General features: G+C 44.3%; 13 protein-coding genes. 2 read left to right on the top strand and 11 right to left on the bottom strand.

Annotation, left to right across the window (positions count from 1 at the left end; all coding sequences use genetic code 11):
* Window positions 1-256: 256 nt before the first annotated feature.
* The 5 genes from FHW88_RS20635 to FHW88_RS20655 all read right to left on the bottom strand — a co-directional run bounded on the left by FHW88_RS20635 (window position 257) and on the right by FHW88_RS20655 (window position 6,957).
* A complete protein-coding gene (locus FHW88_RS20635; protein ID WP_176627715.1) occupies window positions 257-1,549 on the bottom strand; it encodes an NAD(P)/FAD-dependent oxidoreductase in 1,293 nt (430 codons plus the stop codon).
* Window positions 1,550-2,005: 456 nt separating this feature from the next.
* Entirely contained in the window at window positions 2,006-3,145 is a 1,140-nt protein-coding gene (locus tag FHW88_RS20640; protein WP_176627716.1) for an XdhC family protein, read from the bottom strand.
* Window positions 3,146-3,159: 14 nt separating this feature from the next.
* Window positions 3,160-5,292, bottom strand: coding sequence for a xanthine dehydrogenase family protein molybdopterin-binding subunit (locus tag FHW88_RS20645; RefSeq protein WP_176627717.1), 2,133 nt, complete (start codon window positions 5,290-5,292; stop codon window positions 3,160-3,162).
* A 40-nt stretch (window positions 5,293-5,332) separates the two neighbouring features.
* The gene (locus FHW88_RS20650; RefSeq protein WP_176627718.1) at window positions 5,333-6,325 is read right to left on the bottom strand and encodes an FAD binding domain-containing protein; all 993 of its coding nucleotides are present in this window, start codon (window positions 6,323-6,325) and stop codon (window positions 5,333-5,335) included.
* The gene (locus FHW88_RS20655; RefSeq protein ID WP_176627719.1) at window positions 6,322-6,957 is read right to left on the bottom strand and encodes a (2Fe-2S)-binding protein; all 636 of its coding nucleotides are present in this window, start codon (window positions 6,955-6,957) and stop codon (window positions 6,322-6,324) included. The genes FHW88_RS20650 and FHW88_RS20655 overlap by 4 nt, the downstream gene beginning before the upstream one ends.
* Window positions 6,958-7,117: 160 nt before the next feature.
* Between FHW88_RS20655 and FHW88_RS20660 the strand changes: the two genes are divergently transcribed.
* Complete coding sequence (locus FHW88_RS20660) at window positions 7,118-7,489, top strand: VOC family protein (RefSeq protein ID WP_176627720.1); 372 nt, start codon at window positions 7,118-7,120, stop codon at window positions 7,487-7,489.
* A gap of 4 nt (window positions 7,490-7,493) precedes the next feature.
* Here FHW88_RS20660 and FHW88_RS20665 read toward each other — a convergent pair whose 3' ends face one another.
* From FHW88_RS20665 to FHW88_RS20680, 4 genes are all read right to left on the bottom strand, one after another.
* Complete coding sequence (locus tag FHW88_RS20665) at window positions 7,494-9,254, bottom strand: alpha-L-rhamnosidase C-terminal domain-containing protein (RefSeq protein ID WP_176627721.1); 1,761 nt, start codon at window positions 9,252-9,254, stop codon at window positions 7,494-7,496.
* A 514-nt stretch (window positions 9,255-9,768) separates the two neighbouring features.
* The gene (locus FHW88_RS20670) at window positions 9,769-10,242 is read right to left on the bottom strand and encodes a Dps family protein (RefSeq protein WP_090532899.1); all 474 of its coding nucleotides are present in this window, start codon (window positions 10,240-10,242) and stop codon (window positions 9,769-9,771) included.
* Between the two features lie 60 nt (window positions 10,243-10,302).
* Window positions 10,303-10,473, bottom strand: coding sequence for a hypothetical protein (locus tag FHW88_RS20675; RefSeq protein WP_175490077.1), 171 nt, complete (start codon window positions 10,471-10,473; stop codon window positions 10,303-10,305).
* A gap of 119 nt (window positions 10,474-10,592) precedes the next feature.
* Window positions 10,593-11,042 (bottom strand): GNAT family N-acetyltransferase, encoded by a 450-nt coding sequence (locus FHW88_RS20680; protein WP_090532901.1) that lies wholly within the window; start codon window positions 11,040-11,042, stop codon window positions 10,593-10,595.
* Between the two features lie 347 nt (window positions 11,043-11,389).
* Here FHW88_RS20680 and FHW88_RS20685 point away from each other — a divergent pair, with 347 nt between their 5' ends.
* Window positions 11,390-11,656, top strand: coding sequence for a CHC2 zinc finger domain-containing protein (locus FHW88_RS20685; protein ID WP_139160036.1), 267 nt, complete (start codon window positions 11,390-11,392; stop codon window positions 11,654-11,656).
* Window positions 11,657-11,663: 7 nt separating this feature from the next.
* On the opposite strand, the gene FHW88_RS20690 is transcribed toward FHW88_RS20685, so the two are convergent.
* Together FHW88_RS20690 and FHW88_RS20695 are read right to left on the bottom strand one after the other, a co-directional pair.
* Window positions 11,664-12,419, bottom strand: coding sequence for an SGNH/GDSL hydrolase family protein (locus FHW88_RS20690; RefSeq protein WP_176627722.1), 756 nt, complete (start codon window positions 12,417-12,419; stop codon window positions 11,664-11,666).
* On the bottom strand, window positions 12,416-14,890 hold the full coding sequence (locus tag FHW88_RS20695; protein ID WP_229701583.1) for a glycosyl hydrolase family 95 catalytic domain-containing protein: 2,475 nt from the start codon (window positions 14,888-14,890) through the stop codon (window positions 12,416-12,418). Before FHW88_RS20695 ends, FHW88_RS20690 begins: the two co-directional genes overlap by 4 nt.
* Window positions 14,891-14,910: the final 20 nt, after the last annotated feature.

Genomic DNA, 14,910 nt, shown 5'->3' on the forward strand with positions numbered 1-14,910 from the left:
TGATTATCAATAAATAACATTTTTAAACCGTTCCGTTATTTTACACTTAAAAAATGGAACACATGGATTTTAAAAAACAGAAGCACCGGGCTTTTTTCATTTTTTTTTCGGGAATCAAAAAATTGGGACAGCCCATTTGTTACAATGCTCCCGGCCATAAATGCGCTTGCGCATTATTTGAGAAACGAAAAAGGGGCAGCAACCTGCACCAGGCGCTGCCCCCTTTTTGTATAAGCAAACCATTTAATACCGACGATTAATCTGCCCGGCTCTGCCCGCTCCCGAATATCATCCTTAGTGCCTGGTCGCGTGTTAAAAAAGCCACCGCCCAGTTATACAAAGTTTTAATTTTATTATTATAATTCACTAAGGACATCAGGTGGATAAATAGCCATACAAATAAAGCCGCAATACCGCTAAGGTGTACCTTGTGCTTAAACAGGTCGACCACGGCATTATGCCGGCCAACAATGGCCATATCTCCCCTGTCGAAATATTTAAATGGTTTTATGGCTTTGCCTTTTGCCATGGCTATAAAGTTCTTAGCGGTATTGCGTCCCATTTGTATGGCAACCTGTGCCAGTTGCGGGTGCCCTTTGGGATAAACCGGGTCGGTTATTTGCACACTGATATCGCCTATGGCGTATATATCTTCAAGGTCTTTAACCCGGTTATATTCATCAGTGATCATGCGGCGGCCTATGCCTAAACTACTTGCAGGGATGCCCTCAAAAGTATTGGCAATGATACCGGCAGCCCAAATCAGGGTTTTAGCTTCAAGTGTTTCACCATCGGCAAAGGTTATCACACCGTTATTAAAATCGTTTACATGGGCATTTAATTTAACTTCAACACCCAACTCAATCAGTGCCTGGCGGGTTTCCTTGTGGGTTTTATCACTCATGGGGGCAAGCAAATCAGGGCCGCCATCAACTATGTAAATTTTACCTTTTGCATTCATTAGCTCGGGGTAATCCTTTTTCAGGATATAGTTTTTCATTTCGGCAAGCATACCAGCTACTTCAACACCAGTTGGACCGCCCCCGGCAACTACTATGGTTAAAAGCTTTTGACGCTCTATCGGATCGGTAGTAATGGCTGCCTTTTCCATTGTTTTAATAAGGCTGTTACGCATTCGGAGCGCGTCATCAATTTCTTTAAGGGAGATGGCATTTTGTTTGATACTCTCAATCCCGTAAAAATTTGTACTTGCACCGGCCGCGAAAACGAGGTAATCATAAGATAGCTCGCCATTACTCAAATAAAGAATCTTTGCCGCAGGATCAACCTTAACCATGGCTGCCATACGGAAACTCAATCTTTTATCCCTGAAAAGCTTACGGAAGGGATAGCTGATACTTGATGGTTCAAGGAAACTGGTTGCTACCTGGTAAAGCAGCGGTGTAAAATAATTGTAGTTATTTTTATCAACCAGGGTAACATCATAATACTTGTTTTTATATAGCTGCTGTGCAATGTTAAGCCCGGCAAAACCGCCGCCAACAATTACTATCTTTTTTTTGCCGCTTTGGGGTGTTATACTTGTCATGATACTTAATATTTTATAGGCAGGTAAAGCAGGATCAGGTCCCGATCTGAAAAATATTCCGGCTTCATTTGCCTCGTTTTTCTAACATAAATTTACTAAAGTTTATGGCAACCAGCCTCATCTTAGTGTAAATATTACACACTTAAAAACTCAACCCATTCCGCTGCATTACCTCACCTATGCGATACAAAATTGCGCAGTAATACCTGATTAAAAATGGCTAAAGTTCTGATGTTTTGGTCTATTTTACGGTTCGGGACAATTAATGATTGCAGTATGACAAATCGCAACCAAAACTGTTAATTCGAAGAAGATTTGAAAAACTAACTAAAGTAATTATTTAGAGTCTACTAATTTCATATAAAATATTTGAATAGAGTTAATAGACAATCTTTGGATTTAAGCTTAGCGCTTTTTGCGTTCCGCTTTTAGCTTTCAAATCCTGATACCTAACGGCTACTTAACCAGGTATTGAAGATTAGAAATATGAATAGGCGCGGGTTTATATTTTAATGAATATCCCTGGCGTGCTGATAACACCGCTTTAATTTCAGACATAATCGATAAAGCTATCTCTTCGGCCCCCTCTGCGCCTATATCCAAGCCTACCGGGCCATAGATGTTGTTCATTTGTGCTTCGCTGATAGATATGCCTGCATGTTCAACTTCTGCCAGCATACGCTCCAATTTCTTTTTGGGGCCGAGGATACCGATATAAGGTAACGATGTCGGTAATAGTTCTTTAAGCAGCGCTATCTCATAGTTATAATTGTGGGTCATCATAACAATAGCCGTACGACCATTGATCTTTATATTTGATAATACCTCAGCCGGTTTGGCAGTTACAACATTTTGAGCAACCGGGAAGCGCTGCTTAATGGCATAATTAGGCCGGCCATCTATCACGGTAATATTCCAGCCTAAAACCGCAGCTATCCGTGTTAAAGGAATTGCGTCGTTACCTGCCCCAACAATCACGAGCGAAATCACAGGTTTAATATGTTCTACAAAGGCAGTATATTCAGTATCAGCCTGGTAAAACCGTATTTCTGATCGCTGTTCCTCCAGTACCCTTTCGGCATCACTTACCAAAGTAACCTGGTATTGCAGGCGCCCGGGATGGCTTATCGTAAGTTTATCTTCGGTAAGGCAAAGGCAGGTACCGGGCTGTGGCGCTTTTCGGTCTTTAATAGAAAATACCGTTGCAAGTACGGCATGCTGACCATTGCTGACGATATTTTTCAACAGACTAATTGGGTTATTGATATCGCTGGTTATGGGTTCAATGAGAATATGGATAATACCGTTGCAACCCAATCCTACGCCCAGCTTGGCATCATCATCGTCGGTAGTATCATAGGTTACCAGTAAAGGTTGCTGCTGCAGGATCACCAGGCGGGCTTTGCGCAGGGCATCGCCTTCCAAACACCCGCCGCTGATGGCGCCGGTAAGTTGCCCGTCCTCAGTAATCAGCATACGTGCACCGGCCCGACGATAGGCAGAGCCTTCCACCAATACAACAGTAGCCAGGGCAGTTTTTTTTCCCAGCGCATATGCCTCATCATAGGCAGCAACAATATCAATGATCTCTTTCATCAGCAGCTTTACAGCTATATCAGTTTGTCGGGTGTTATGGGCAGTTCCCTTACCCTTTTGCCCGTAGCGTTATAAATGGCGTTTGCCAAAGCAGGAGCTACCCCTATCAACGAAATTTCGCCAATACCTTTGGTGCCTACCGGATTCAAAACCGGATCGGGCTTATCAATAAATATAGCTTCTATCTGCTGGATATCGGCATTTACCGGCACGTGGTAATCGGCAAAGTTACCGTTAATGTAGCGCCCGTAACGCTCATCAAAAACAGCTTCTTCAGTCATGGCCATGCCAACGCCACCAACCGCGCCGCCAATCATCTGGCTGCTGGCGGTTTTGTGGTTAACTATTTTTCCGGCATCAACACAGGCTACAATCTTCTTGATCTTTACCTGCCCTGTAAGCGGGTGTACATGCACTTTGGCAAAATGCGCCGAAAACGAGTACATGGAATATTTTTGCGCTTCTGGATTGCCTTTTGATTCTTGTGTAAGCTCAACCGAGGGCATATTGTTTTGCTTTAACACAGCAACGTAATCAATAGGCTCCATACTATCGGCAGGTTTGCCGGCCATGGTGTACAGCTTCTGTTTTAAAGCCACACACACATCATGCACCGCCGAACCAACAGATGATACCGTTGCCGATCCACCCTGCGTTGGCGCATTAGGAAAAGCCGAATTGCCCAGCTCAAACGTGATCTTGTCCGCGGGAATCCCCAAAGTATCAGCAGCTATCAATACCATCGATGTGCCGGTGCCTGGGCCAATATCGCTCGTCGCACTCTGAATATTTACGCTACCATCAGCCATTAACTTTATTTTAGCCATGGCATTGCCCCGGTATGCACCAAACGCACCGCAGCCTATCCCGTAGCCTACCAGCCATTCGCCCTCTTTATTGGTACCAGGTTGTGCTTTACGATCGGCCCAGCCTATGGCCTCGGCCCCTTTCTGGTAACATTCCTTTAGGTATTTGCTTGACCATGGCTTGTTCCGTTCAGGATCGGTATCGGTATAGTTTCTTAGTCTTAGCTCTATGGGATCGAGGTTAAGCTTGTAAGATAACTCATCCAGCGCCGATTCAAGTGCGAAAGAACCTGTAGCCTCTCCCGGACCACGCATAGGCGCAGGCACACCGACATTTAAAGGCACTACCTTGTAAAGCGTATTTACATTAGGACTGTTATATAAAAACTGCGATACATTTACTGCCCCCTCAGTAAATTCCTCATACACTGCCGTTTGCGAATGCGATTCATGGGTAATACCAATCAGCTTACCATCGGCAGTTGCGCCCAGTCCTATTTTTTGAATGGTTAAAGGGCGATAACCTACCTGCGTAAACATCTGTTCGCGGGTGAGCGTAAGTTTAACCGGGCGTTTTACCAGTTTGGCTGCCTGTGCGGCTGCAATTTCATGCGGCCAGGTACGTAACGAAGAGCCGAAAGCTCCACCAACAAACCTCGAATTGATCTGCACATTATCGGGGTTAAGCCCGAACGCCGCAGCAATGGATCGCTGGGAACCTTTTACCCCCTGCGATTTGGTATACAGTGTAACCTTATCATCCCCATCCCAAAAAGCGGTGGTAACGTGCAACTCCATAGGGTTATGTACTTCTGTAGGAAGCAGATATTCCTCCTCAACCGTTACCGGGGCATTTTTATAGGCATTTGCCTCACCGCGCACATAATCTTTATAATTACCTTTTTGCGGGGTTACCCCTTTATCTATGTTTTTATGAAAATTAGTTTCAAAAGGCTCAGTATTGTAAGTTGCTTTAACCAGGCTTGCCGCATAGGTAGCCCGTTCAAAGGTATCAGCAACTACCAACGCAATGGGTTGCGCGTTAAAGTAGATCTTATTATCATTAAATAACTTAAGCCCGCGTACCGGCCTTTCGGCGCCGGCCTGGTAGCCAGGTACTTTTGGCGCATTAAATGGCGTAATGACAACAAGCACCCCCGGCGCACGCTCGGCAGCCCTGGTATCAAGTGCAGTTACTGTACCAGAAGCAACGGTTGCCGATACCAGCACCCCATAGGTGAGATTGGAGACTTTATATTCACCGCTGTATTTAGCTCCGCCGGTTACTTTTAACCGGCCATCAACACGGCTTAAGGAATCGCCAATTGCGTCTTTTTTCATGAAGATCAGTATTAAATCTATTAGCTAAATAATCGTTAATTTATGATGCAAGGCCGGTGGCCAATTTTAAGGATTGTACAATAGCATTAGGCGCAAGCTTTAACTTAAACTTATTGTACTCATAAGCTTTAGCTCCCTGCATGGCAATTTGCGCGGCCTGCTTAAAATTATCTTCAGTAATAGCTTTACCTTTTAAAAATGTTTCGGCAGTTGTTAAACGCCATGGCTTATGTGCCACCCCACCCATGGCCAGCCTTGCGCCTGTAATAGTATTATTTTCGATATGCAGGGCGGCAGCCACCGAAACCAGGGCAAAGGCATATGATGTACGGTCCCGGATTTTTAAATAGTAAACATGCTTGTTATAAGCAGATGATGCTGCAGGCAGATCAACTGAAGTGATCAACTCGCCTTTTTGCAGGGTGTTATCAAGTTCAGGATGGTCGCCTGGCAAGCGGTGAAAATCACCAATCTTAATGGTTCTCGGGCCTTTTACGCCCGTTACGTGGATGGAAGCATCCAACGCAGCCAACGCCACATTCATATCACTGGGGTTAACAGCAATACATTTATCGCTGGCGCCAAAAAGTGCATGCATGCGATTAATGCCCTCCAACGCCCCACAACCGCTTCCGGGAGTACGTTTATTGCAAGGCATAGCAGTATCAAAAAAATAAGGACAGCGGGTGCGCTGCATAAGATTGCCCCCAACGGTAGCCATATTGCGCAGCTGCGGCGATGCCCCGGCATTAATGGCCAGCGCCAGCAACGGGTATTGCGCCTTTATATAAGCGTGCTCGGCAACCTCACTATTGGAGGCTAAAGCACCTATGTGCATACCTGTAGTCGTTTTCTCTATTTTTTTAAGTGGGAGGCGGTTAATATCTATTAATTTATCCGGTATTACCAATCCCATCTTCATCATATCAACCAAGTTGGTTCCGCCTGCCAAAAAGTAACCGTTTGGTTCTTTTGCCAATGATTTAATGGCGGCAGCCGTTTCGCCTGGTCGTGTGTACTGAAACTGGTTCATACCATACCTCCTTTAACTTCCTGAATAGCCTTAACAATATTGGGATAAGCGCCGCAACGGCAAATGTTACCACTCATAAACTCCCTGATCTCTGTTTCGGAACCGGCATGGCCTTCTTTAAGCAAAGCCACAGCCGACATGATCTGTCCCGATGTGCAATATCCGCATTGAAAACCATCATGCTTAATAAAAGCCTCCTGCATAGGGTGCAGCTCTTCCTCTTTGGCAAGGCCTTCAATAGTGGTTATCTTTTTACCATCATTTGTTAATGCAAGACTTAGGCATGAGTTAACGCGTACGCCATTTACATGCACCGTACAAGCGCCGCACTGGCCGCGGTCGCAACCCTTTTTGGTACCCGTAAGGTCGAGGTATTCGCGCAGCACTTCCAGCAGGGTAACACGCGGTTCAACCATTAATTCATGTTTTACACCGTTCACCTCCAAGTGCAGGGCTTGCTTTTCAAAAACGCCGGCAAGTTTCTCATCCCATTGGTTTTCGGCCGCTTTAACTACAGTACCCGGTGTTAAGGCAATGGCCGTTAACAGCGATGTTTGCTTAAGAAAATCACGGCGCGTTCCATTTGAATTGTCTTCGCCGTCGGTTGGAGTACAGGGCTTTGTTGTAGACATAGGTACAGCGATTTATAATTACACCAAGATAGCACTTTTAATATCAATAACTCCGTAACAAATTTGTTTTGAACAATGAAAAATCTAATGATATCAATTACTGCAATTTTAATATTCCCCCGACAAAAGTTTAGGGCTAACTTTAAACAAATATTTCACAATGAAAATGATCCCACTTTTTAAATGCCAGACCTTGCGGCAGGCCGTTGGATTTTACACGAACGTGCTTGATTTCAGGCTCAAATATCCTGAAGCCACCGCTGATGACGGCGTTATTGACCTCATAAGTGAATTTGGAGAGCTGCAGTTAACCGTATATGAAAGCGACCGCCTATTTGGTTCGGTGGTAAATGTTTGGGTTGATGATGTGGATAACCGGTTTACCTATTACCTATCCCGCGGGTTGGATACCTCCGTTAAAAAAGAATCGCCCGTTCACCAAGGCCCAACCGACCAAACCTGGGGAACGCGCGAGTTTTATGTTACGGATACTGACGGCAATACTTTACGGTTTTGCCAGCGGCAACGGTAGATATTTATTGAATTACTCTAATCCCAGCCGGGGCATTAATCACCGATTTCACTTTACCATCAGCCTGCTTAACATGTTTAATTTTCACAATACCATATGGCGTTGGATAAGTTCCTTCGACAAAGCTCAGATCGCCCAAATGGGGTTCAATCTTAATTGCCTTACAACCCGGCGCAATTATCTTTACACCCAACACATACTCAGTTAACCACGGTGTTGGCCCTGATGCCCAGCCATGCGAAAGACTATGCCTGAAACCTTTATAACAATAAGCGCCATAATCACCATGGATATCTTTTTTACCATCGGGCACCAACTCATCTATCCGCGAAGCGTTGGGCAACCAGTCGATATTAAAATCTTCCCAAAAGGTTGTTGCTCCAAGGTTTAGCATCGGTCCCCAAAAGTTACGGATATCGTCAATGCCACCCTGGTAGTCGCCGGCTTTGGCTTTGGTCAACAGCATATAATAACCAAAAAACGTTGAGTAATTGTGTACTCCATCTTTAGAAAGAATATCGTTTGCTTTTTCGGCAGGGAGTAAACCCGATAAGCCCAATAAGGCTGCCGCCTGTTTTGAACCGCCGGCGTCCGGCACATTGGTTTTTAGTTTAGCAACCGCGGCTTCGCATTTTTTGGCGATGGCCGGATCTTTCAATACTTTGCAGAGTTCGGCACCGGCATTCAGGGTCATCACCAGCATGGCCTGTAAACCGGCATGAATAGCAGGTTTATTTTCGCTCGATGGCCAGTCTAAAAACCGACCGGCACCGTCCAGCTTTTCGCTGCCGTTTGCATCAACCTGTACAGCGTACTGATCCAGCAACTTTACCAGGTAAGCTTTCTGCTGCTGCAGATATTTCAAATTACCGGTATGCATATACCAATCGCGTTGGATCAGGATCCACCACATGGAATAGGATACCATCCCGTTCATGTAGCCCGGCAAAGGGGTAATGTCCCGTGCCAGATCAAGGCTCTTTGACACCACCGGATTATCGCCAAATACAGCGGCAATGGTTGATGTTTCGGGATGCATATCACCTACCCAAACCAGCTTATCGCGCTTGATTCCGTCCCAAAGATAATCCTGCATGTTAAGATGGACGGTGTACGCACCGGTAAGCCAGATTTTGTTAAGCAACGTATCACTGCATTTAAATGAGCCGAGGTAAGGGATATCGCGGTAAACAAAAATGGCCCTTGCTTCTTTCAGCTTAAGTTGGCTGTTATCATCCACCAAATCTATCCGTACAAAACGAAAACCGGTATTGCCAATTTCCAGCTTACCCAACCATGGCAGGGATATGATCATATCGCGCATAGCGTGGTCGTTCGTAGCGCCTTTTATGGTATCGATATTTGACATGGCTTCGCTTACCGATTCGCCAAAACGGATACGCACCCTCACCGGCTTGCCACCCCTCGACTGATCGGTTACCAATTGCAAACCACCGTGCAATTCCTTACCAAAATCAAGCAATAAACCGGGCTTTCCTTTTTCATTGCTTTGAAGAATGCACAAGTCATTACCTGAAAGATTGGCTTGTCCATCACCTTGCTTCAGCAGTTTTTCGGTATTGATAATATTGGTAGCTGCATTCGGCGATCTCCAAAGAATGCGGACCGGTGAAAGATATTTCCTTACCGTTTCTGTAGATTGCGCTTCGGCAGATCGCTTAGCATCAAAAACCGGAGGAAGCTTTTGGGCCTCGCAAATAAAACAGAGGATAGTCAATATGAGTATACCGATGATTTTCTTCATGTGAAAATACCTTTTTGCCTAACTTTTATAATTTCCCTCTGAAGAAGGTACACAATGGAAAATGCGACGGCAAAGGCATATTTCCCACTGCTTTTAATTACGTGGTTAAACATAGTCTTTTTCATCGATTCAAGTTCGTTAACCGCGCTTTCTTTGAAGATATTACCGAAGACTAAATACCAAATGATACAGATTTATCGTCAAAGCCGGTAAGTTTATAATTAAACAATACTAACGCTTTCATCATGATCTGGCATCCTGTACTATCTTTTTTTAATACACTATATTATCGATTGTATTTAACGCTCTCCTCTGGAGATCTTACTTCAGGAACAAGAAAAAATGTACCGAAGGTGCAAAAGGTTTGCATGGCAATAGGATTATCATCAACAACTAACTTACCATGAGCAGGCCGAATAATATTGCAGACATAATCATTTTACGTTCCGCTCACGGTCTTCCGTTTGCATCCGGAAGACCATATGAGCCGAAAAGTGTTATTTAAACGGGGATCTTATCTGAAATGTGACCTCAGCATCCAGGCCATGCCTTCATGTGTTTCCATAAGGCCGGTAATAAAATCACTGGTACCGGCATCATTGTACTTGCTAACAAAAGGATCGATATTACCGCGGATAAACTCGATGATGCTTTCATGGTCTTCAAGCAATTCTTTCAAAAAACCAAGGCTATCATTTTTATGATCAAGTTTTTCGGTTAAATGGGTAAGTTGTAATAATTGGGTTAAAGTAGCAGGCGCGTAATGGCCTATCTTACGGATGCGTTCGGCCACGCTGTCCATAATTTCATCAAGCTCGTTGTATTGCTGTTCAAAAAACACATGCATTGAATGAAAGTCGGGACCTTCAATATTCCAGTGGGCATTACGGGTTTTGGTGTACAGTACAAATTCGTCGGCTAATAATTTGGCTAACTGATCTGAAACGACCTGGCGGTCGGCTTCGTTAATTCCGATGTTTGTTTTCATGATATATGTAATTTGTGATTGCTATTTCTTGTTATAACTTATTCATATTGGGGCGAATGCTTACACATGCTGAACTGTGTTTTTACTGGGCCAATATAACGTAAATGCGGTTACCTCAAAGTAAAAAATAAACAGTGCATGATGATCATGGTATGTGTATGACAAATCCCAACCAATAGATGACAGTACAGGCGTGATAAACACCATCGCCCCGCAGATTATGACTTTCATGCTATGTAGTTTTTTTGGAAGTGTCATCATACAATTTAGTCAGTACCACATTTACAACTGCATCAAATTAGTGAAGCGGGCAACGGCAATCATCAACGCTCTTTTCAGGTAGAGATCTATCAGGACAGGATCATTTCAATATGGTCGATACCATCTTCATCATAAATTTCACCATCAATTTTAAAGCCCGACTGTTCATAAAACTTGACAGCATAGTACTGTGCCCCTATCCGGATAGGCACATCCCCATAGATCTTTTTAGTTTGATCGATAGCGGCCTGGGTTAGTATTTTACCTACACCTGTACCGCGTACTTTTTTGCTGCTAACTATACGCCCAATTGATGCTTCGGCATATGATTTACCCGCGGGTACAATACGGGCATAAGCCACCAGTTCCTGATCATCATCAAACAATAACAGATGGTGGCAAGCGTAGTCTTTATCATCGGTGTCTAAAAACACACAATTTTGTTCAACTACAAATACCTCGCTCCTGAGCTTTAGTAATTGGTACAACTCGGTAACGGTTAAATCGTTAAAAGCTTTGCAAATTTGAGTGTAGTTCATGGTGTTTGATTTTTCTCTCGCAAAGGCGCAAAGTTTTTTTGCCGATTTGCTTGTGTCGCTAAAGTAAATATTTCTGAGAAAAGCAGAAAGTATGGCCAGTTACTTAAAAAAAGTCATACCGAACTTGTTTTGGGAATGCACAGAACAAGCCATCTGTTAAACATCCATCAACTTAGCATGTGGGCGCCTAAATAAAAGTGATGCCCAGTTGCTATATAAACTGCCACTTGTAATAAAGAGGCATTACCTTATCCCGTTGAAATCACATTTTTTTCAACAATCCCTTATTGCAACCTGGTAAAAAATTATTTTCGCAGCCTGATAAATTAATCATTCTATTACCCAACATGTCTGCATCTCATTCCCTGTCGCCGGTACAGGTCGATCTTGTACGAATTGTTTCAAAATATGTGTTGCTTGAAGAAAGCCGGAGAAATTTAAAAGGCCGCTGCCCTTTCCATAAAGACCAGGCAACCTCCCTGATGGTATCGCCCGAAAAAAATATTTTTCAATGCTTTGGCTGCGGTAAAGGCGGCGGCCCTGTTGAATTTGTAATGGCCATTGAACACAAAACCCGCGAAGAGGCAATTCAAATGATTGCGGGAACTAATTAGGGAAAACTTAATACAGCTTTTTAACCGCCTTCATCCACTCCCGGGCAATAAGTTCATGCCCTGCCGGCATGGGATGAACACCATCCCAGATCCAATGCTCAGCTTTGGCTTTTTGCAAGGCCTTATTAAACACATCCTGCAAAGGCACAAAAATGGCGTTAAATTTTGAAGCAAGTGAGTTAACCATAACCTGTCGTTTTTGAACTTCAGTTGTCCATAGCTCCGGGTTCTTGCTTACCATACCAACTGGTAAAATAAAAGGCTCTAACATGATCAGCTTAACGTCGGGTAACGCAGCTTTGGTTTGTGTTAACATCCTATCATAAGCATTGGCGAAATCTTCGGCGGTTGCTTTATCGCCCTGCATAATTACCCTGTGCACATCGTTAATGCCTATCAGTATGCTTAATACATCGGGCTTAATATCCAACGTATCCTTTTGCCAGCGTGCTGCAAGGTCATTTACGGTATTCCCGCTAATGCCCCTGTTAAAAAATTGGTAATCACGGCCGGGATAGTCAAAATTAATGCGGGCGGTTATCAGGTAAGCATAGCCCTGCCCGTAAACATGGTTCCAGTCTTTATCATAACTACGACCGCCATCGGTTATCGAATCACCTTGAAACAGGAAGGTTTTGCCTACGCCATCATTGGGAAGATATTTATCATCTGTGCCAGATGCTGATGCCAATCCTGGTGCTGCCACCACCGCGGCTCCGGCCAGCGATGCTTTCTTTAAAAAATCTCTCCTGCTGTTACTCATAAGCTGCTTACTAACTGGTATGATTTGCCTTTTTCTGTATTGATCACCAACTCATACCCCTCTTTTATTTTAACAGGAGTAACACTTAAACCTTTAACTGTCAGTTTAGATTTAGATAAAACACGACAGGTGCCTCCTGCTTTTGATAAAATATCGGCGGTCACAACCTTGCCCGCTGCCCATTTCATGTCAACTACAAATGCGCCCCTTGCTACCAAACCTTTAATTTCACCATTTGCCCAGGCATCGGGCAATGCAGGTAGCAGGTGTACATTACCGTTCTGGCTTTGCAGCAGCATTTCGGCCAAACCAGAGGTGCCACCAAAATTTCCATCAATCTGGAACGGCGGATGGGCATCAAACATATTTGGATAGAGGCCCCCACCCTCGCTGTAGTTGTATCCACTTTCGCCGGTTAAGCGCAGCAGATCGCGGTAAAGTTTGTAGGCATGGTTGCCATCTCTCAACCGGGCCCAAAGGTTTACTTTCCAGGCCAGGCTCCAGCCGGTGCTTTCATCACCGCGTAACTCTAACGATCTTTTAGCCGCGGCTGCCAACTCAGGATTTGTAGCTATCGAAATTTCATTAGCCGGGTAAACCGAATATAAATGCGATACATGGCGGTGATGCGGGTCAGGCGATTCCTGGTCTTTGTACCATTCCTGCAATTGGCCTTTACTGCCTATCTGATACGGGATCAGTTTAGCTTTTTTGGCGATAAGCGAATCCCTGAAAGCTGCATCAACGCCCAGTACCTTAGTTGCTGCTATCAGGTTATCAAACAGATCGCGGATGATGCCCATATCCATTGTAGTAGAAACAGAAACATCCCCGGTTTTACCCTCAGCATAAATAAAATCATTTTCGGGCGACATAGACGGTGCAGTTACCAAATGGCCCTGACCATCGGGCACTAACCAATCAAAAGTAAATTCGGCGGCGCCTTTCATTAAAGGGTAAGCTGTATTTTTTAAAAACGCTTTATCGCCGGTATATAAATAGTGCTCCCAAAGATGACGGGTTAGCCAGTCGCCACCCATTGCCCAGTTTGCCCATTTAGGGTCGCCATGACCAAGGTCGCCTACGGGGTTAGCCAAAGCCCAGATATCTGTATTATGGTGGGTTACCCAGCCCTTAGCATGGTAGAAATCTTTAGCAACACCAGCGCCCGTTTCCGACAATCCTTTGATCAGCTCAAATAAAGGCTGGTGCATTTCAGACAGGTTACAATCCTCTGCCATCCAGTAGTTCATTTGCACGTTGATGTTGCTGGTATAGTTTGAGCTCCATGGTGCACGTAATTCTTTATTCCAGATGCCCTGAAGGTTAGCAGGAACGCCCGGTGTTCTGGAGCTGCTTATCAACAGGTAACGGCCATATTGAAAATATAAAGCTTCAATGCCAGGATCAGTACCATGATTCTTATTGTAAAGCGCAAGTCGTTCATCAGTAGGCAATTCGGCATGACTGCCCTTGTTATCGTTAATTTTAAGGCTTACCCTGTTAAAAAAACGATGATAATCGGTCAGGTGGGCGGCGAGCAACTGTGCATAAGGTTTGGCAGCAGCTTTATCAAGGTATTTGGCCGCAACCTTTTCGTCGCCATCAGGGCATTGGTTGTATGCTTTAAAACTGGTGGCTGCGGTAACATACAGCGTTAAACTTGATGCCCCTTTTACGGTGATCCCGCTTGTATCGGCAGTTATTTTACCATCACTGCTTACGGCCTTTGCCAACACCTCATAACGCATACCCCGGCACTTATCATCATCGGCATAAACTATGGGATTTTTTGAATCAACATAGCTTGGCTCAACATGTGCTGGGGCCTTGCCGCTTAATTGTAGTATATTTTTATTCAGCACCTCTTTTTGAAACCTGAGCTGGCTGTTAGTATTTATTTTAAGATTTAACTGTTTAGGCTTATCGGCAGTAAACCGGATCACGATCACCTTATCGGGTGCCGAAGCAAAAATCTCGCGTTTATAGTTTACACCGCCAATCGTATATTTTGTTGTGGCAACAGCATTACCGATATTCAGGTCGCGGTAATAGTTTGCACTGTTAACTCCATTATATGATTGTTTGATATGCAAATCGGCCATAGGCAGATAGCTTTCAGAGTACAAACCCTGCATCTTTTTTGTCAGTTCATGCGCCTTTTGATAATCGCCTTTAAATAATGCCTCCCTCACTTGGGCCAAATACTGAAATGCACCGGGATTTACATTTTGCTTCACCGGCCCACCCGACCATAAAGTTGATTCATTGAGCTGCAGCAATTCATCATTAACCCCTCCAAAAACCATGGCACCCAACCGGCCGTTGCCTATGGGCAAGGCTTCCGTCCATACCTTTGCGGGTTGTTTATACCATAAAGTATTGTTTTGGGCGTTTGCGTTAAACGCAACCAGTTGCATGCATAGTGGTAAAACTGCAGACAGGAGTGCTGCTTTCAGAGCTTGGTTCATAAAATAGGTTACAATTGTTT

Origin of the sequence: Mucilaginibacter sp. SG538B (assembly GCF_013376065.1) — a bacterium.
Taxonomy (GTDB): Bacteria; Bacteroidota; Bacteroidia; order Sphingobacteriales; family Sphingobacteriaceae; genus Mucilaginibacter; species Mucilaginibacter rubeus.